This is a genomic window from Pseudomonas sp. BJP69 (assembly GCF_007633355.1).
Lineage (GTDB): Bacteria > Pseudomonadota > Gammaproteobacteria > Pseudomonadales > Pseudomonadaceae > Aquipseudomonas > Aquipseudomonas juntendi.
Genome location: NZ_CP041933.1, coordinates 5414114 through 5430873 on the forward strand (window position 1 = coordinate 5414114; position 16760 = coordinate 5430873).

The window sequence follows — 16760 nt, forward strand, 5'->3', positions numbered from 1 at the left end:
TCTGGCCGGGCGACGAGCGCACACTGGCAAGCGATACCCTAAACCAGCCACTGTAAACTATCAATATATTTGACACGGAAGGCCCAAAAGCCTACTGATGTTAATTTTATTTAACAAGAACAGGAGCCGCACCATGAACATCGCCAGCATCATCGACTTCGCACAAGTGCTCACTGAAGCCGAACGGTACCGCCCTGCGGCTGAAAAAATCCTCAAGGGTGAGCCAGACCAGGCGGTCTACAACCATTACTCCAGCCCATGCGGGCAGTTTGCCGCAGGCGTTTGGGAGGGTGAGGTCGGCCAGTGGAAAGTGAACTACACCGAGCATGAATACTGCGAGATCGTTCAGGGCGTTTCGGTACTGCGCGACGACAACGGCGGTGCCAAGACCCTGCGCGCCGGCGACCGGTTCGTAATCCCGGCCGGGTTCACAGGCACCTGGGAAGTGCTTGAGCCGTGCCGCAAGATCTACGTCATGTTCGAGCAGAAGTAATTATGTAGCGCAGCTGGCCAGGCGGCATGCGTGAGGATGGCCCTGCCCACAACGGGCCATTCACCTCAACAGGAAGATCACCATGACCAACGATGACGTCAAACAAGCCCTCGCCCACCTGGTCGGCGCCCCTTACGTGCCAGAGCTCAAAGACACCATCTGCGCCATTACCGGTCGCTCCCGCGTGGTCGGCCCCACCGACATGTGCACCCGCGAGTTCGACCCTACCCGCATCCAGATCAGGACCGACGCCAACCAGGTGATTCAGGGCTTCGAATTCAACTGACCTTGCAGCAGGCATAAAAAAACCCGCGTCCTTACGGATGCGGGTTTTTTTTCAGGTCGCCGATCAATTACTTGATCTTGGCTTCCTTGTACACCACGTGCTTGCGAACAACCGGATCATATTTCTTGATCTCGATTTTGTCCGGGGTGGTGCGCTTGTTCTTGTCGGTGGTGTAGAAGTGGCCGGTACCGGCACTCGAAACCAGACGGATCAATTCACGCATGATGCTCTCCCTTAAACCTTGGCGCCAGCTTTACGGATGTCAACCAGAACGGCGTCGATGCCGCGCTTGTCGATGATACGCATGCCTTTGGCGGAAACGCGCAGACGCACGAAGCGCTTCTCGGATTCAACCCAGAAACGGTGGTGCTGCAGGTTCGGCAGGAAACGACGACGGGTTTTGTTGTTTGCGTGGGAAATGTTGTTCCCGGTTACTGGACCCTTACCAGTAACTTGACAGACTCTCGACATGACTCAGCCCTCTAAAACCACATGCCCAACCCGGCATGGGTTGGCCGCTTAATCTCTCAGTCTTTGGCGCCTGGACGCCGTGATTCTGGAGGCCTTATCGACCGGATCCGCTTATGCGACAGGCCGAGCCCCTAGAAAAGAGCGCTGCTTTATACCAGAAAGACCTGGCTGCAACAATAGTTGATGCACATTGGCGCAAGCCCGATTCAGCCGGGGCAGCATACCTTCAGGCCCCGCCAGCCGTCGACCGCTCGTCGCCACATTTGTAAAAAAGGATGTGGTCATTTCCCGACAGGCACACTAGGGTAGGCTTTTTCCAGACTGCACTGGCAGATGGGCCACTGACAGCCAAGGAGCCACCATGCGTGCCGCCGCCCTTTCCTTATTGTTCAACTCCCTGTTCACCGCCACCCTGTTCGCGGGTGGCATCGCCCAGGCCGCGCCCCTGAGCGTTTGCAGCGAGGCCAGCCCCGAAGGCTTCGACGTGGTGCAGTACAACTCGCTGACCACCACCAATGCCACCGCCGACGTGCTGATGAACCGCCTGGTGGAGTTCGATGCAGCACAGGGCAAAGTGGTGCCGAGCCTGGCGGCCAGCTGGACGGTCTCGGCCGACGGGCTGGTGTACGACTTCACCCTGCGCGACGGCGTGAAGTTCCAGTCCACCCCGTACTTCAAGCCCACCCGCGAATTGAATGCCGACGACGTGCTGTTCAGTTTCCAGCGCATGCTCTACCCGGCCCATGCCTGGCACAAGACTGCACCCGGCGGCTACCCGCACGCCCAGTCGCTGCAACTGGGTAGCCTGATCAAGGCGATCGACGCCCCGGCCCCGAACACCGTGCGCTTCACCCTCAGCCACCCCGACGCCACGTTCCTGGCCACCCTGAGCATGGGCTTCGCGTCCATCTACTCTGCCGAATATGCCGACAAGCTGCTCAAGGCCGGTACGCCAGAGAAGCTCAACAGCCAGCCGATCGGCACCGGGCCGTTCACTTTCCAGCGCTTCCAGAAGGACGCTGTGGTGCGCTACCGCGCCAACCCGGACTACTTCGGCGGCAAGCCGGCAGTCGACCCGTTGATCTTCGCCATCACCACCGATGCCAACGTGCGCCTGCAGAAGCTCAAGCGCGGCGAGTGCCAGGTCGCCTTGTCGCCCAAACCGCTGGATATTGCCGAAGCGGCCAAGGACGACAAGCTCAAGGTGGCCAGTACGCCCGCGTTCATGACCGCCTTTGTCGCCATCAACAGCCAGCACCCGCCACTGGACAAGCCGGAAGTCCGCCAGGCGATCAACCTGGCCTTCGACAAGCAGGCTTACCTCAAGGCGGTGTTCGAAGACTCTGCGGTGGCGGCCAACGGCCCCTACCCGCCCAATACCTGGAGCTACGCCAAGGACCTGCCCGGCTACCCTCTGGACGTGAAAAAGGCCAAGGCCCTGCTGGCCAAGGCCGGCCTGGCGGAGGGCTTCAGCACCACGATCTGGACGCGGCCATCGGGCAGCCTGCTCAACCCCAACCCAAGCCTTGGCGCGCAAATGCTGCAGGCCGACCTGGCCAAGATCGGCATCAAGGCCGAGATCCGCGTGATCGAATGGGGTGAGCTGATCCGCCGCGCCAAGGCCGGCGAGCATGACCTGCTGTTCATGGGCTGGGCCGGTGACAACGGCGACCCGGATAACTTCCTCACCCCGCAGTTCTCCTGTGCGGCAGTGGAGTCGGGTACCAACTTCGCACGGTTCTGCGACAGCCGCCTGGACCAGCTGATCAGTGCCGGGCGCACCACCAACGACCAGAGCGTGCGCAGCCGGCTGTACCAGCAGGCGCAAACCCTGATTCAGCAGCAGGCACTGTGGGTGCCGTTGGCGCACCCGACAGCGGCGACCCTGCTGCGCCAGGAAGTCGAGGGGTACCAGGTCAGCCCGTTCGGGCGGCTGGATTTCAGCAAGGTGTCGGTGGCCAGGTAGACCTGCACCGGGCTCTTCGCGGGCTTGCCCGCGAAGAGGCCAGCACACAACTAAACGGCCTAAGCCACGATCCACCCCTGCTCAACCATCGACAACGGCTCCCCGTCGCCAATGATGATGTGATCCAGCACCCGCACGTCGATCAATGCCAGCCCGCGTTTGAGCGACAAGGTCAGGTGCACATCGTCCTGGCTAGGCTCACTGTTGCCTGAAGGGTGGTTATGGCACAGGATCAACGCGGCCGCGTTGTGCAGCAATGCCCGCCGCACCACCTCCCGCGGGTAGACGCTGGCACGGTCGATGGTGCCCCTGAACAGAATCTCGAACGCCAGCGGCCTGTGCTTGGTGTCCAGAAACAGGCAACCGAACACCTCGCTGGGCTCATGGCGCAGCATGGCCTTCAGGTAACGCCGCACCGCCTCGGGCCCTTCCAGCACCGCTGCGCGCGCGATGTGCTCATCCAGGTAACGCCGGCCGATTTCCAGCAGCGCTTGCAACTGTGCGTATTTCACAGCGCCTATGCCCGGCTCGCGCAGCACCGCCGCGCGCTCGGCCTCAAGAAACTGCCGCAGCCCACCAAAACGCACCAGCAGCCCGCGTGCAAGGTCCAGTACATTGCGCCCGGCCACGCCCGAGCCGAGCAACACGGCCAGCAACTCGGCGTCCGACAGCACCGCCGCACCCCGTTGCAACAGCTTCTCCCTTGGCCGATCTTCAGCCGGCCACTCTCTGATATTCATCCCCGCCTCTCTGCCCATGCTGCGGCCCATTTCGGCCCTGTGTTAATCTATTTCGCCTCGTACATGCGACGTTCTGCCGCAGGCATTTGCAAACGTCGCCGCCCGCTCTCACTGGAAAAAGGCAAGCCTATGCAGCGGCTGTATCGCAAGCGCATCGTTCTCGGCGTGGGGGGCGGCATTGCCGCCTACAAAAGCGCCGAGCTGATTCGCCGTCTCCTGGAGCACGGCGCGCAGGTGCGCGTCGTCATGACCCGTGGGGGTGCCGAATTCATCACCCCGCTGACCCTGCAGGCGCTGTCGGGCCACCCGGTGCACATGGACCTGCTGGACCCGGCTGCCGAAGCGGCCATGGGCCACATCGAACTGGCCAAGTGGGCCGACCTGGTCTTGATCGCCCCGGCCACCGCCGACCTGATGGCGCGCATGGCCCAGGGCATGGCCGATGACCTGCTGACCACCCTGGTACTGGCCACCGACGCCACCGTGGCGGTGGCCCCGGCGATGAACCAGGCCATGTGGCGCGACCCGGCGACCCAGGCCAACCTCGACCTGCTCAAAAGCCGTGGCATCCAGGTATTCGGCCCGGCCTCCGGCAGCCAGGCCTGTGGTGACGTGGGCCTGGGGCGCATGCTCGAGGCCACCGAGCTGGCCTGGTGCGCGGCAGAAAGCTTCAAGCGCCAGGCCCTGACCGGCAAGCATGTGCTGATCACCGCCGGGCCGACCCAGGAAAACATCGACCCGGTGCGCTACATCACCAATCATAGCTCCGGCAAGATGGGTTTCGCCCTCGCCGAGGCGGCAGCTGAAGCGGGGGCTCGGGTGACCCTCGTGACCGGCCCGGTGCACCTGCCAACCCCGGACCGGGTCAGCCGTATCGACGTGGTCAGCGCGCGGGACATGCTCGCGGCCTGCGAGGCGGCCATGCCGTGCGACCTGTTCATTGCCTCGGCAGCCGTTGCGGACTACCGCCCGGAAGTCGTTGCCACACAAAAATTGAAGAAAGATCCTACGACCGGCGACGGCATGCTGCTGCAGATGGTGCGCAATCCCGATATCCTTGCCACCATCGCCGGCCGCGCCGACCGCCCGTTCAGCGTCGGCTTTGCTGCCGAGACCGAACACCTGCTCGATTACGCCACGCGCAAGCTCAAGGACAAGAACCTCGACCTGATCGTCGCCAACGATGTGGCCAACCCCAGCATTGGCTTCAACAGCGAAGAAAATGCCTTGACCGTGATCGACCGCCAACAGCACCAAACCCTCTTCGCGCAGACCAGCAAGGGCAAGATCGCCCGGCAACTGGTCGCCTTCATCGCCGAACGGCTCAACCAGGTTCAATAAGTTACATGCACGCTCTTCAAGCCAAGATCCTCGACCCACGCCTGGGCAGCGAATTTCCGCTGCCAACCTACGCCACCCCCGGCTCCGCTGGCCTCGACCTGCGCGCCCTGCTCCAGCAAGACACCGTCCTCGAACCAGGCCAGACCCTGCTGATTCCTACCGGCTTGTCGATCTACATCGGCGACCCGGGCCTGGCCGCAGTCATCCTGCCGCGTTCGGGCCTGGGCCATAAGCACGGCATCGTGCTGGGCAACCTGGTCGGGTTGATCGATTCGGACTACCAGGGCGAGCTGATGGTGTCGTGCTGGAACCGCGGCACCACCCCTTTCACCATCGCCGTGGGCGAGCGTATCGCCCAGCTGGTGCTGGTGCCGGTCGTGCAGGCGCATTTCGATATCGTCGAGGCCTTCGATGAAAGCCAGCGCGGCGCTGGCGGCTTCGGTCACTCCGGCAGCCACTGAGCCGAAACGCGACCGTTCAGGCCAAGGATGGCGAACTCTCTGGTGAAACCACCGTCCAAGCGTTCAATTTGCGCCTGCCCAGAAAGCCTTTGATTAATGGAGCTTCCAGAGATGAACGACATGGCCCACCTGGTCCCCGCCACATTGCCAGACAGCATTTTCCGCGCGTATGACATTCGCGGCGTGGTCGGCAAGACCTTGCACGCCGAAACCGCCTACTGGATTGGCCGCGCCATTGGTGCGCAAAGCCTGGCCCAGGGCGAACCGCAAGTCTCGGTAGGCCGCGATGGCCGCCTGTCCGGGCCAATGCTGGTGGAGCAACTGATCAAGGGCCTGGTCGATGCCGGTTGCCAGGTCAGCGACGTCGGCCTGGTGCCGACCCCGGCCCTGTACTACGCGGCCAACGTATTGGCCGGCAAGTCGGGCGTGATGCTGACCGGTAGCCACAACCCGTCCGACTACAACGGCTTCAAGATCGTCATCGCCGGCGACACCCTGGCCAATGAACAGATCCAGGCCTTGCTGACCCGCCTGAAAACCAACGACCTGACCCTGGCTGCAGGGCGTGTGGAAAAAGTCGAGATCCTCGACCGCTACTTCCAGCAGATCGTCGGCGACGTGAAGCTGGCCAGGAAGCTCAAGGTCGTGGTGGATTGCGGCAATGGCGCCGCCGGTGTGATCGCCCCCCAGTTGATCGAAGCCCTGGGCTGTGAGGTGATCCCGCTGTTCTGCGAGGTGGACGGCAACTTCCCGAACCACCACCCGGACCCAGGCAAGCCGGAAAACCTCGAAGACCTGATCGCCAAGGTCAAGCAGACCGGCGCCGACATCGGCCTGGCCTTCGATGGTGACGGCGACCGCGTCGGCGTCGTGACCAACACCGGCAGCATCGTCTACCCCGACCGCCTGCTGATGCTGTTCGCCCAGGACGTACTGGGACGCAACCCGGGCGCCGAGATCATCTTCGACGTCAAGTGCACCCGGCGCCTGATCCCGCTGATCGAACAACACGGTGGCCGGGCGCTGATGTGGAAAACCGGCCATTCGTTGATCAAGAAGAAGATGAAACAGACCGGTTCGCTGCTGGCGGGCGAGATGAGTGGTCACATCTTCATCAAGGAACGCTGGTACGGTTTCGACGACGGTATCTACAGTGCCGCGCGCCTGCTGGAGATCCTCAGCAAGGCCGAACAGAGCGCCGAAAACCTGTTTGCCGCCTTCCCGAACGACATTTCCACGCCGGAAATCAATATTGATGTGACCGACGAGGGTAAATTCAGCATCATTGATGCACTGCAACGCGACGCCGACTGGGGCGAAGCCAACCTGACCACCATCGACGGTGTGCGGGTCGACTATGCCCATGGCTGGGGCCTGGTTCGCGCCTCCAACACCACACCGGTGCTGGTACTGCGCTTCGAGGCCGACAGTGACGCCGAATTGCAACGTATCAAGGATGTTTTCCGTACCCAGTTGCTGCGGGTTGATCCTGAGCTGCAACTGCCGTTCTGACCGATTATCTGTTCCTCACAGGAGCCCTGCATGACCCTCGATCGCGATGCCGCTTCCCATGTAGCCGAGGTTTTGTCCGAAGCGCTGCCCTACATCCGCCGCTTTGTCGGCAAGACCCTGGTGATCAAGTACGGCGGCAACGCGATGGAGAGCGAGGAGCTCAAGACCGGCTTCGCCCGTGACATCGTGCTGATGAAAGCGGTTGGTATCAACCCGGTGGTCGTGCACGGGGGTGGCCCGCAAATCGGCGACCTGCTCAAGCGCCTGTCGATCGAAAGCCACTTCATCGACGGCATGCGTGTGACCGATTCGGCGACCATGGACGTGGTGGAAATGGTGCTGGGCGGCCAGGTCAACAAGGACATCGTCAACCTGATCAACCGCCATGGCGGCAGCGCCATCGGCCTGACCGGCAAGGACGCGGAGCTGATCCGCGCACGCAAGCTGACCGTCAGCCGCCAGACCCCCGAGATGACCACCCCGGAAATCATCGACATCGGTCACGTGGGCGAAGTGGTGAGCGTGAACACCGACCTGTTGAACATGCTGGTCAAAGGCGACTTCATCCCGGTCATCGCGCCAATCGGCGTGGGTGTCAACGGTGAGTCCTACAACATCAACGCCGACCTCGTGGCCGGCAAGGTGGCCGAAGCGCTGAAGGCCGAGAAGCTGATGCTGCTGACCAACATTGCGGGCCTGATGGACAAACAGGGCCAGGTCCTGACCGGCCTGACCACCGAGCAAGTCAACGAGCTGATCGCCGATGGCACCATCTACGGCGGCATGCTGCCGAAGATCAAGTGTGCGCTGGATGCCGTGCAGGGCGGCGTTAACAGCTCGCACATCATCGACGGCCGCGTGCCGAATGCGGTGCTGCTGGAGATCTTCACCGACAGCGGCGTGGGCACCCTGATCACCAACCGCAAGCCGCGCTGAGTGATCGGTTAGCCTGTACCGGCCCCTTCGCGGGCACGCCCGCTCCCACAGGGATAGCGCCTTGTGGGAGCGTGCCCGCGAATAGGCCGAAACAGGCGGCACAAAAAAAGGCGACCTTCACAAGAAGGTCGCCTTTTTCATTTCCGGGCCAGGATCAGATCCCGTACTGCGCCCGGTAAGCTTCAACAGCCGGCAGGTACTGCTTCAGTTGTGGGTCGTCAGCCAGGAACTCCAGCACCTGGGTCAGCGAAACGATGCTGACCACTGGAATGCCGAAGTCACGCTCCACTTCCTGGATAGCCGACAGCTCGCCATTGCCACGTTCTTCGCGGTTCAGCGCGATCAGCACGCCGGCGGCCTTTGCCTGCTGGGCGTTGATGATCTGCATGACCTCACGGATGGCAGTGCCGGCGGTGATCACATCGTCGATGATCAGCACATCACCGGCCAGCGGTGCGCCAACCAGGCTGCCGCCTTCGCCGTGGTCCTTGGCTTCCTTGCGGTTGAAGCACCATGGCACATCGCGCTGGTGCTGGTCAGCCAGCGAGACGGCAGTGGTCGCCGCCAGCGGAATGCCTTTGTATGCAGGGCCGAACAGCACATCGAACGGGATCTTGCTGTCGACGATGGCGGCGGCATAGCAGCGGCCCAGTTCAGCCAGGGCGGAACCGGTGTTGAACAGGCCGGCATTGAAGAAATACGGGCTGGTACGCCCCGATTTCAGGGTGAATTCACCGAAACGCAGTACCCCGCGATCGATGGCAAAACGGATAAAGTCGCGCTGATACGGCTGCATGAATAGTCCCGGACACCACGGATTTAGCTAAATGGGTTGAGCTCGGGTATCATACACGCACGAGATTTATGGGGCCATTTATGCGGATCATCAGTGTGAACGTTAATGGCATTCAGGCTGCGGCCGAGCGTGGTTTGCTCAGCTGGCTTCAAGCCCAGAATGCCGACGTCATCTGCCTTCAGGATACCCGCGCCTCGGCCTTTGAACTCGATGACCCAGCTTTCCAGCTCGATGGCTATTTCCTTTATGCCTGCGACGCGGAGGTGCCAGCCCAAGGTGGTGTGGCCCTTTATTCGCGCATGCAGCCCAAGGCAGTCATCACCGGCCTGGGCTTCGAGACAGCCGACCGCTACGGGCGTTACCTGCAAGCAGATTTCGACAAAGTCAGTATTGCCAGCCTGCTACTGCCTTCGGGCATGAACGGCGACGAAGACTTGAACCAGAAATTCAAGTTGATGGACGACTTCGCCAAGTACCTGGACAAGCAGCGCCGCAAGCGCCGCGAGTACATCTATTGCGGCTCGTTCTACGTGGCGCAGCAGAAGCTCGACATCAAGAACTGGCGCGACAGCCAGCAGTCGCCTGGCTTCCTGGCGCCGGAGCGTGCGTGGATGGATGCGATCACGGGCGAGATGGGTTACGTCGACGCCCTGCGCGAAGTCAGCCGTGAAGGCGACCAGTACAGCTGGTGGCCGGACAACGAGCAGGCCGAGATGCTCAACCTGGGCTACCGGTTCGACTACCAGATCCTCACCCCGGGTTTGCGCCGCTTCGTGCGCAACGCCCGCCTGCCGCGCCAGCCGCGCTTCTCGCAGCATGCGCCGCTGATTGTCGACTATGACTGGACGCTGACCATCTGAAGCAATTGGGGCTGCTTTGCAGCCCCGTTCGAGGGCACGCCCGCTCCCACAGGTACGGCGCTACCAGTGAAAGCGCCGCGATCCCTGTGGGAGCGGGCGTGCCCGCGAACGGGGCCACAGAAAATCTTTGTGATCGGCCGCCAGATCAGCGGGCCCAGCAGCGCGGAGAGGTGGCAGAACATCTGCACCTCTCCGGCTGGTCTCAATCGGCCAGCGCCGCCTGCTGCAGCTCGAAGATTTCGGTCATGCCTTTCTGCGCCAGGGCGAGCATGGCGTTGAAATCTTCCGGCTGGAACGGCGCACCTTCGGCAGTGCCCTGCACTTCGATGAAGCCGCCCGCGCTGGTCATGACCACGTTCAGGTCGGTTTCGGCAGCGGAATCTTCCAGGTAGTCCAGGTCGAGCACCGCTTCGCCCTGGTACATGCCGACCGAAACGGCAGCGATCATGTGCTTGAGCGGGTTACCGCCCTTGAGGCCACCGCGCTTCTTGATTACTGCCAGGGCGTCGCACAGGGCAACCATGGCACCGGTGATGGACGCGGTACGGGTACCGCCATCGGCCTGGATCACGTCGCAGTCGACGTACAGGGTGATGTCGCCCAGCTTGCTCATGTCCAGTGCGGCACGCAGAGAGCGCCCGATAAGGCGCTGGATTTCCAGGGTGCGGCCACCCTGTTTGCCGCGGCTGGCTTCACGCTGGTTACGCTCACCGGTGGAACGCGGCAACATGCCGTACTCGGCGGTCAGCCAACCCTGGCCCTGGCCTTTCAGGAAGCGCGGCACACCGTTTTCCACGCTGACCGTGCAGATGACCTTGGTGTCACCGAACTCGACCAGTACCGACCCTTCGGCGTGCTTGGTGTAGTTGCGGGTGATGCGGATCGAGCGGAGCTGATCGGCGGCGCGACCACTTGGACGTTTCATCTGGGATACCTGTACTGGGACTTTGAATCTGGCGAGCATTATAGAGCCGCAAGCCCGGTGAGGACATGCCTATTGTCGCGCGCAGACGGCCCGTCGCCTTTTCCTACCCCGACCACCACCTACCGGTAACATAGGCCGATTGGGCGCCACGCCCCCACTGCGCTACAATCCTGCGCCGTTCACTTATCCAAGCGAGGTACTCCCCATGGTGCATAGCATGACCGCTTTTGCGCGTGTCGAGCGCGCCGGCAGCCAAGGCACCCTGGTCTGGGAGCTGCGTTCGGTCAACCACCGTTACCTGGAGCCGCACCTGCGCCTGCCCGAGGCCCTGCGCGACCTCGAAGGCGGCGTGCGTGAAGGCCTGCGCCAAGGGCTGTCACGGGGCAAGGTGGAATGCACCTTGCGCCTGAATGAAGACAGCACCGGCAAGCCGCTGAAGGTCGACCGCGAGCGCGCCGCACAACTGGTCGCCGCCGCCGAAGAAGTGGCCGGGCTGATCAGGCAGCCAGCCCCGCTCAACCCGCTGGAAGTGCTGTCGTGGCCCGGCGTGCTGGTAGCCGATACCAGTGACCCGCAGGCACTCAACGCCGAAGCCATGGCGCTGTTCGACGAAGCCCTGGCCGAACTCAAGGCCGGGCGCCAGCGCGAAGGCCAGGAACTGGCGCGCCTGATCAACGAGCGCCTGGACAGCATGGCCGGTGAAGTCACGACGCTGCGCGCACTGGTGCCGCAGATGCTCGCGGCGCAGCGGCAGAAAATCCTCGACCGCTTCGGCGACATGCAGGCAGAGCTCGACCCACAGCGCCTCGAGCAGGAAATGGTGCTGCTGGCCCAGAAAAGCGACGTGGCCGAGGAACTCGACCGCCTCAGCACCCACGTTACCGAAGTACGCCGTGTGCTCAAGGGGGGCGGCGCCGCCGGCCGGCGCCTGGACTTCCTGATGCAGGAGCTCAACCGCGAGGCCAACACCCTTGGCTCCAAGGCCTTCGACCCACGCAGCACGCAGGCGGCGGTCAACCTGAAGGTATTGATCGAACAGATGCGTGAACAAGTACAGAACATCGAGTAAGGCCACCCCAACCATGAACCACAACAGCGGCACCCTCTACATCGTCTCGGCCCCTTCCGGCGCCGGCAAGACCAGCCTGGTCAACGCCCTGATCAAGGAAGACCGGCAGATCCGCGTCTCGGTCTCGCACACCACCCGCGCCATGCGCCCGGGCGAGCAGCACGGGGTGAACTACCACTTCGTCGTGCACGAGGAATTCAAGGCGCTGATCGCACAGGGTGACTTCCTGGAGCATGCCGAAGTGTTCGGCAATTTCTACGGCACGTCGCGCAGTGCACTGCAGCAAACCCTGGACGAGGGCTATGACCTGATTCTGGAAATCGACTGGCAAGGCGCCCAGCAGGTTCGCCGGGTGATGCCCGATGCGTTGTCGGTATTCATCCTGCCACCGAGCCAGCAGGCGCTGCGCCAGCGCCTGGACGGGCGCGGGCAGGACAGCGAAGAGATCATCGATGGGCGCATGAAAGAAGCGGTCAGCGAGATGGTGCACTACGACGAGTACGACTACGTGATCATCAATGATGATTTCAATGCAGCGCTGGAAGACTTGAAAGCAGTGTTCCGCGCCAACCGCCTGGTGTTGAGGAAGCAACAGCAACGCAACAGTGGGCTGCTGAAAGAATTGCTCTCCTGAGAGACCGCACGGGGCTGCCTTGCAGCCCAATCGCCGGCAAGCCAGCTCCCACAGGTGCCTCACATTAGCTGAGAACTGTGGAGATCATGTGGGAGATTCTATGGTTCCTGGCAAGGGTAGCCGGAGCATCTTCAGCGCCTGTGAGATCGAGCGCCGCCCGCGCGGCGCAATCGCGAGCTGCGCTCGCTCCTACGTTTGTTTCGGGCCAGTAACGCCTGTGACAGGCGCGCGCGGCCGCCTTGTTTGTACGGCGATATTGAGGCATGCGCCAAGGCGTTCGCGCGCAAATCCCACAGGAATAATTGGCCCGAAACAAACGTAGGAGCGAGCGCAGCTCGCGATTGCGCCGCGCGGGCGGCGCTCGCTCTAACAGGCGCTGCATACCTTGTGGCAAACACCTGTCAGCCCTGATGCGATCCCCGTGGGAGCTGGCTTGCCGGCGATTGGGCCGCATCGCGGCCCCTTGCTTTATTCCTGCAAAGGCAGGGTAGCCTGCTGGCGCAGGGTAGCCCCCAGGAAATACGCCGGCGCACGCAGGCGTGACAGCATCATCAGCCCGATGCCCAGCACCGAGATGATCGCGGCAATCACGAACACCAGCCCCACCCCGCCGACATGCGAACCGCTGCCGAAGTCCGGCGACGCGCTGTCGATGGCGGTACGCGCGAAGATCACCGACAGAATCACCCCACCCACCAGCGGGCACATGCCACGCATGAAGAAGTGGCGCACGCTGCTGAACAGGCTGCCGCGGAAATACCAGACGCAGGCAAACGCCGTCAGCGAATAGTAGAAACAGATCATCATGCCCAGCGCAGTGATGGTATCGGCCAACACGTTCTCGCTCAGCGTACGCATGGTCACGTAGAACAGGCCCGCCGCCACACCTGCACAAATGGTGGCGTAGCGTGGGGTCTGCGAGCGTGGGCAAACACTGGCGAACTTCGGCGGTACTGCGCCGTAATAACCCATGGCCAGCAGCGTGCGCGCCGGCGCCACGAAGGTCGATTGCAACGAGGCTGCGGTACTGGCCAGCACGGCAATGGACATCAGGATCGCCAGCGGCCCCATCACCGGGCCGGCCAGGTGGGCAAACACGTTCTCCTGGATGCGCGGGTTGTTGAGCCCCAGGCCGGTTTCGCTAATGCCGGCAAACTGCAGGGTGGCAATGGCAGTGAACAGGTACAGGCCGAGGATCAGCATGACGGTCAAGGTGGCAGCCTTGCCCGGCACCTCTTCACTGCCAACCGACTCTTCGCTGACGGTCAGGCAGGTATCCCAACCCCAGAAGATAAAGATCGACAGAGACAAGCCCGCGGCAAAGGCCGAGAACGACTCCACGCCGAATGGGTTGAACCAGGCCAGGTCGAACGCCATCGGCGGTGGCGCGGTGGTGCCGCCGAACGCGGCGAAAGCGAAGCCGACCAACACCAGCAATTGCAGGGCCACCAGGCCATACTGCACGGTCATGGTGGTGGCCATGCCCCGGCAGCAGATCCACACCGCCAGGGCGATGAACACACAACAGGTGACGATGTTGATCAACAGGTTGTCGGCCAGCCCCGCCAGCGCGTGCCTGCCGGTGATCTGGCCGAGGAACAGGTAGAAGAAGTCGACCGCCACCCCCGCCAGGTTGGACAGCACGATGGTGGTGGCAACCACCAGCCCCCACCCCCCGATCCAGCCGATCATCGGCCCGAAGGCGCGCGCCGACCAGGTAAAGGAGGTGCCGCTGTCCGGCTCTGCCGAGTTCAGTTCACGGTAACCCAAGGCTACCAGCAGCATTGGCAGGAAGCCGACGATGAACACGGCTGGCAGGTGTGCTCCTACCTCACGCACGGTAGGGCCCAGTGCGCCGGTGAGGGTATAGACCGGGGCGATGGTGGAGATGCCCAGTACCACGCTGGCCAGCAAGCCCAGGCGACCCTTGGCCAGGCCTTTGCTGCGCTGATTGTTGCCCGCTTCGGCCGCCACGTCGGGTGGGCGGGCGGCTTCGGTGTAATTGCTCATGAGTATTTGCCGTAAGTTTTGGAATTGTTCTTACAGGCCTTGCGCACAAGGCCCGCTTTCACTCATTGAAAGCTTGCTGTCAGGGGCGCGTCAGCCGTGCGCCCTCCCGTGCTGCATAGGCAATGCAGGCCTCGCGAAACGCCTGAAACAGGCGCAGCGAGACCGGGTTTTCGCTGAACCGCCACTCTGGGTGCCACTGCACGCCAAGGACGAAGCCCGGCGCACCGGGCATGGACACCGCTTCGATGAGGCCGTCCGGGGCCCGCGCTTCGACCCGCAGGCACGAAGCCAGGCGCTCGATGCCCTGGCTGTGCAGCGAGTTGACCTCGAACTGCGCTGCCAGCCCCAGGCGCTCGAACAAGCCACCAGGCTCTACGAACACCGGGTGCCGAAGGCCGTACTGCACCTCCAGGGGCGCGCCCTCGGGCTCGCGATGGTCCAGGTAGCCAGGCAGCTCTTGCACACGCTGGTGCAGGCTGCCCCCCAGGGCCACGTTCAGTTCCTGATAACCACGGCAAATGCACAACACCGGCACACCGGCGGCGATCGCCGCCTGCAGCAGCGGCAAGGTCAGCCGGTCACGCGCCAGGTCATGAAGGGTGCCCGCGGCACTGGGGGCGCCATTGTAATGATGCGGTTCGATATTTGAAGGCGAGCCCGTAAAAACAATGCCGTGCAGGCAGGCCAGCAACGCTTGCGTGTCGCTGCCACCGTCACGGGCCGGCAGAATCAGCGGCAGGCCGGCAAACGCGGCCGCCTCGACATACTTGTCGCCAACCGTGTGCGACGAGTTCTTCCCCACCTGCTGGCGGCAGGCGCTGACACCGATCAAGGGGACCGCAGTTGCGCTCATGGGCTTACACCGTGTGCAGGTACCAGTTGTACTCGAGGTCGGAAATCGACACTTCGAACTCGGCCAGTTCGCTTTCCTTGCAGGCCACGAAGATATCGATGTAGTCCGGGCTGATGTATTGGTTGAGCACCTCACTGTCGTCCAACGCACGCAAGGCATCGCGCAGGTTGTTCGGCAGGCTCTGTTCGAGTTGCTCGTAGGAGTTGCCTTCGATCGGCGCCTGGGGTTCGACCTGGTTGGTGAGGCCGTGATGCACGCCGGCCAGGATGGCCGCCAGCATCAGGTACGGGTTGGCGTCGGCGCCGGCCACGCGGTGCTCAAGGCGCACGTTGTCGCTGCTGTCGGTGGGCACGCGGACGGCTACCGTACGGTTGTCCAGGCCCCAGCTCGGCGCATTGGGCACGTAGAACTGGGCGCCGAAGCGGCGGTAGGAGTTGATGTTCGGGCACAGGAAAGCCATCGATGCCGGCATCGTCTCCAGCACCCCACCAATGGCGTGACGCAGGGTATCGCTCTGCAGCGGGTCGTCACTGGCGAAGATGTTCTTGCCGGTTTTCTTGTCCAGCAGCGAGATGTGCACGTGCAGGCCGTTGCCTGCCTGGCCTGGGTAGGGCTTGGCCATGAAGGTGGTGTCCATTTCATGGTCGTAGGCCACGTTCTTGATCAGCCGTTTCAGCAAGATCGCGTAGTCGCAGGCTTTCAGCGGGTCGGCAACGTGGTGCAGGTTGACCTCGAACTGCGCCGGGGCACTTTCCTTGACGATGGCGTCCGCCGGCAGCCCCTGCTCCTTGGCGGCTTCGAGCATGTCCTGCAGGCAGTCTGCATATTCGTCGAGGTCGTCGATCAGGTACACCTGGGTCGATTGCGGGCGCTTGCCGGAAATCGGCGAGCGCGGCGGCTGCGGGCGGCCATTGAGGTTATCCTGGTCGATCAGGTAGAACTCAAGCTCGAAGGCGGCACAGATGGCCAGGCCCAGGTCGTCGAACTTGCTGACCACCTGGCGCAGCACTTCCCGCGGGTCGGCGAAAAACGGCTGGCCATCCAGTTCGTGCATGGTCATCAGCAACTGGGCTGTGGGGCGCTTCTGCCACGGCTCATCCGATAACGTGCCAGGGATCGGGAAGCAGATACGGTCGGCATCGCCGATGTCCAGGCCAAGGCCGGTGCTTTCCACGGTGGAGCCGTTGATGTCCAGGGCGAACAGCGACGCCGGCAGGTTGATGCCCTTTTCGTACACCTTGTGCAGGCTGGCTCGCTCGATGCGCTTGCCGCGTACCACGCCGTTCATGTCGGAGATCAGCAGGTCGACGTACTGCGTGTCCGGATGGGCCTGGAGGAAGTCTTTCATCTCGCTGGAAGAACTGGCGCACGGGGTGACCGACGTCATGGCTGTACATCCTTTGATTT

General features: G+C 62.8%; 18 protein-coding genes. 10 read left to right on the top strand and 8 right to left on the bottom strand.

Annotated elements, in window-relative coordinates:
• The first annotated feature begins 133 nt into the window (after positions 1–133).
• Positions 134–493: a cupin domain-containing protein gene (locus FPB55_RS25215; protein WP_009682916.1), complete on the top strand. Its 360-nt coding sequence runs from the start codon at positions 134–136 to the stop codon at positions 491–493.
• An 82-nt stretch (positions 494–575) separates the two neighbouring features.
• Complete coding sequence (locus FPB55_RS25220; protein ID WP_009682915.1) at positions 576–779, top strand: hypothetical protein; 204 nt, start codon at positions 576–578, stop codon at positions 777–779.
• Positions 780–846: 67 nt separating this feature from the next.
• On the opposite strand, the gene rpmG is transcribed toward FPB55_RS25220, so the two are convergent.
• Together rpmG and rpmB are read right to left on the bottom strand one after the other, a co-directional pair.
• On the bottom strand, positions 847–1002 hold the full coding sequence (rpmG, locus tag FPB55_RS25225) for a 50S ribosomal protein L33 (protein WP_003253507.1): 156 nt from the start codon (positions 1000–1002) through the stop codon (positions 847–849).
• Positions 1003–1013: 11 nt separating this feature from the next.
• Positions 1014–1250 (bottom strand): 50S ribosomal protein L28, encoded by a 237-nt coding sequence (gene rpmB / locus FPB55_RS25230; RefSeq protein WP_003253504.1) that lies wholly within the window; start codon positions 1248–1250, stop codon positions 1014–1016.
• Between the two features lie 361 nt (positions 1251–1611).
• Between rpmB and FPB55_RS25235 the strand changes: the two genes are divergently transcribed.
• Positions 1612–3216 (top strand): ABC transporter substrate-binding protein, encoded by a 1605-nt coding sequence (locus FPB55_RS25235; RefSeq protein ID WP_115295101.1) that lies wholly within the window; start codon positions 1612–1614, stop codon positions 3214–3216.
• Between the two features lie 59 nt (positions 3217–3275).
• Here FPB55_RS25235 and radC read toward each other — a convergent pair whose 3' ends face one another.
• Entirely contained in the window at positions 3276–3956 is a 681-nt protein-coding gene (gene radC / locus FPB55_RS25240) for a DNA repair protein RadC (protein WP_029885730.1), read from the bottom strand.
• A 129-nt stretch (positions 3957–4085) separates the two neighbouring features.
• Here radC and coaBC point away from each other — a divergent pair, with 129 nt between their 5' ends.
• The 4 genes from coaBC (at position 4086) to argB (ending at position 8206) form a co-directional block, all read left to right on the top strand.
• Positions 4086–5297 carry a bifunctional phosphopantothenoylcysteine decarboxylase/phosphopantothenate--cysteine ligase CoaBC gene (coaBC, locus tag FPB55_RS25245; protein WP_009681996.1) on the top strand — a complete coding sequence of 404 codons (1212 nt, stop codon included), beginning with the start codon at positions 4086–4088 and terminating at the stop codon, positions 5295–5297.
• A 5-nt stretch (positions 5298–5302) separates the two neighbouring features.
• A complete protein-coding gene (gene dut, locus FPB55_RS25250; RefSeq protein ID WP_029885729.1) occupies positions 5303–5758 on the top strand; it encodes a dUTP diphosphatase in 456 nt (151 codons plus the stop codon).
• Between the two features lie 111 nt (positions 5759–5869).
• Positions 5870–7270 carry a phosphomannomutase/phosphoglucomutase gene (locus tag FPB55_RS25255; RefSeq protein WP_115295109.1) on the top strand — a complete coding sequence of 467 codons (1401 nt, stop codon included), beginning with the start codon at positions 5870–5872 and terminating at the stop codon, positions 7268–7270.
• A gap of 30 nt (positions 7271–7300) precedes the next feature.
• Positions 7301–8206: an acetylglutamate kinase gene (gene argB / locus FPB55_RS25260; RefSeq protein ID WP_009681993.1), complete on the top strand. Its 906-nt coding sequence runs from the start codon at positions 7301–7303 to the stop codon at positions 8204–8206.
• Between the two features lie 154 nt (positions 8207–8360).
• Here the strand turns inward: argB and pyrE are convergent, their stop codons facing one another.
• Entirely contained in the window at positions 8361–9002 is a 642-nt protein-coding gene (gene pyrE, locus FPB55_RS25265) for an orotate phosphoribosyltransferase (RefSeq protein WP_115295111.1), read from the bottom strand.
• Positions 9003–9082: 80 nt separating this feature from the next.
• Between pyrE and FPB55_RS25270 the strand changes: the two genes are divergently transcribed.
• A complete protein-coding gene (locus tag FPB55_RS25270) occupies positions 9083–9862 on the top strand; it encodes an exodeoxyribonuclease III (RefSeq protein ID WP_003253401.1) in 780 nt (259 codons plus the stop codon).
• 202 nt (positions 9863–10064) lie between these two features.
• Here the strand turns inward: FPB55_RS25270 and rph are convergent, their stop codons facing one another.
• Positions 10065–10787: a ribonuclease PH gene (gene rph, locus FPB55_RS25280; protein WP_009681991.1), complete on the bottom strand. Its 723-nt coding sequence runs from the start codon at positions 10785–10787 to the stop codon at positions 10065–10067.
• Positions 10788–10992: 205 nt separating this feature from the next.
• On the opposite strand from rph, the gene FPB55_RS25285 reads away from it, so the two are divergent.
• On the top strand, positions 10993–11856 hold the full coding sequence (locus FPB55_RS25285) for a YicC/YloC family endoribonuclease (RefSeq protein WP_009681990.1): 864 nt from the start codon (positions 10993–10995) through the stop codon (positions 11854–11856).
• Between the two features lie 13 nt (positions 11857–11869).
• Complete coding sequence (gene gmk, locus FPB55_RS25290; RefSeq protein WP_009681989.1) at positions 11870–12490, top strand: guanylate kinase; 621 nt, start codon at positions 11870–11872, stop codon at positions 12488–12490.
• 468 nt (positions 12491–12958) lie between these two features.
• Here the strand turns inward: gmk and FPB55_RS25295 are convergent, their stop codons facing one another.
• The 3 genes from FPB55_RS25295 to FPB55_RS25305 all read right to left on the bottom strand — a co-directional run bounded on the left by FPB55_RS25295 (position 12959) and on the right by FPB55_RS25305 (position 16740).
• Positions 12959–14500, bottom strand: coding sequence for an APC family permease (locus FPB55_RS25295; RefSeq protein ID WP_047149774.1), 1542 nt, complete (start codon positions 14498–14500; stop codon positions 12959–12961).
• Positions 14501–14579: 79 nt separating this feature from the next.
• Entirely contained in the window at positions 14580–15353 is a 774-nt protein-coding gene (locus FPB55_RS25300) for a gamma-glutamyl-gamma-aminobutyrate hydrolase family protein (protein WP_047149775.1), read from the bottom strand.
• A 4-nt stretch (positions 15354–15357) separates the two neighbouring features.
• On the bottom strand, positions 15358–16740 hold the full coding sequence (locus FPB55_RS25305; RefSeq protein WP_009684534.1) for a glutamine synthetase family protein: 1383 nt from the start codon (positions 16738–16740) through the stop codon (positions 15358–15360).
• Positions 16741–16760 lie beyond the last annotated feature (20 nt).

Bases quoted from the DNA above. Each gene is read 5' to 3' on its own strand.
- FPB55_RS25215 (WP_009682916.1), top strand. From the start codon at position 134: ATGAACATCGCCAGCATCATCGACTTCGCACAAGTGCTCACTGAAGCC.
- FPB55_RS25220 (WP_009682915.1), top strand. From the start codon at position 576: ATGACCAACGATGACGTCAAACAAGCCCTCGCCCACCTGGTCGGCGCC.
- rpmG (WP_003253507.1), bottom strand. From the start codon at position 1,002: ATGCGTGAATTGATCCGTCTGGTTTCGAGTGCCGGTACCGGCCACTTC.
- rpmB (WP_003253504.1), bottom strand. From the start codon at position 1,250: ATGTCGAGAGTCTGTCAAGTTACTGGTAAGGGTCCAGTAACCGGGAAC.
- FPB55_RS25235 (WP_115295101.1), top strand. From the start codon at position 1,612: ATGCGTGCCGCCGCCCTTTCCTTATTGTTCAACTCCCTGTTCACCGCC.
- radC (WP_029885730.1), bottom strand. From the start codon at position 3,956: ATGAATATCAGAGAGTGGCCGGCTGAAGATCGGCCAAGGGAGAAGCTG.
- coaBC (WP_009681996.1), top strand. From the start codon at position 4,086: ATGCAGCGGCTGTATCGCAAGCGCATCGTTCTCGGCGTGGGGGGCGGC.
- dut (WP_029885729.1), top strand. From the start codon at position 5,303: ATGCACGCTCTTCAAGCCAAGATCCTCGACCCACGCCTGGGCAGCGAA.
- FPB55_RS25255 (WP_115295109.1), top strand. From the start codon at position 5,870: ATGAACGACATGGCCCACCTGGTCCCCGCCACATTGCCAGACAGCATT.
- argB (WP_009681993.1), top strand. From the start codon at position 7,301: ATGACCCTCGATCGCGATGCCGCTTCCCATGTAGCCGAGGTTTTGTCC.
- pyrE (WP_115295111.1), bottom strand. From the start codon at position 9,002: ATGCAGCCGTATCAGCGCGACTTTATCCGTTTTGCCATCGATCGCGGG.
- FPB55_RS25270 (WP_003253401.1), top strand. From the start codon at position 9,083: ATGCGGATCATCAGTGTGAACGTTAATGGCATTCAGGCTGCGGCCGAG.
- rph (WP_009681991.1), bottom strand. From the start codon at position 10,787: ATGAAACGTCCAAGTGGTCGCGCCGCCGATCAGCTCCGCTCGATCCGC.
- FPB55_RS25285 (WP_009681990.1), top strand. From the start codon at position 10,993: ATGGTGCATAGCATGACCGCTTTTGCGCGTGTCGAGCGCGCCGGCAGC.
- gmk (WP_009681989.1), top strand. From the start codon at position 11,870: ATGAACCACAACAGCGGCACCCTCTACATCGTCTCGGCCCCTTCCGGC.
- FPB55_RS25295 (WP_047149774.1), bottom strand. From the start codon at position 14,500: ATGAGCAATTACACCGAAGCCGCCCGCCCACCCGACGTGGCGGCCGAA.
- FPB55_RS25300 (WP_047149775.1), bottom strand. From the start codon at position 15,353: ATGAGCGCAACTGCGGTCCCCTTGATCGGTGTCAGCGCCTGCCGCCAG.
- FPB55_RS25305 (WP_009684534.1), bottom strand. From the start codon at position 16,740: ATGACGTCGGTCACCCCGTGCGCCAGTTCTTCCAGCGAGATGAAAGAC.